At 44.5% G+C, this 629-nt stretch carries 1 pseudogene; it reads right to left on the bottom strand.

The window, feature by feature from the left end:
* Positions 1-605, bottom strand: a pseudogene (locus HC175_RS16270) (1,4-alpha-glucan branching protein GlgB); the annotation flags it as partial.
* Positions 606-629: the final 24 nt, after the last annotated feature.

A 629-nucleotide genomic window follows, 5' to 3' on the forward strand; every position in this document is an offset into this window, starting at 1 on the left:
TGCAGGCTGTCGATCAACTGCATGAATTCCTGCGGAGTTCCAAACCGGCTTGAGGGAGCAAAATATCCGGTGATCTGGTAGCCCCAGGAACCAAAGAATGGATGTTCCATCACCGGCATAAACTCCACATGTGTGAAACCCATTTCTTTGATGTAAGCGGGAAGCTGTTCTGCTAATTCGAGATAGGTCAATGAACGTAGATTATCTTCGGGCACTCTTTTCCATGAACCCAGATGCATTTCGTAAACAGACATGGGTTGAGGTTTGCCTTTTTTGCTGTCCCTGTCTTTCATCCATACATTATCATTCCAGGTATTTTCCAGGTCCCACACCATAGAAGCCGTGTTAGGTGGAGTTTCCCATTGAAAAGCAAAGGGATCCCCTTTTTCGGCTTCATAGCCGTTATTTGATTTGATGAAATATTTGTACAAACTTCCCTTTTTGGCTACCGGAATAAAGACTTCCCAGATCCCCGAGTGATCCCAGCGGGCAGACATAGGATGAGCTTCTCTGTCCCAATTATTAAAATCTCCTATTACCGAGATCTTTTCGGCATTGGGTGCCCATAAGGCGAAATAAACACCTTTTGTTCCCATATATTCCATAAGGTGGGAGCCAAGTTTATTGTA

The organism is Salinimicrobium oceani, assembly GCF_012037645.1.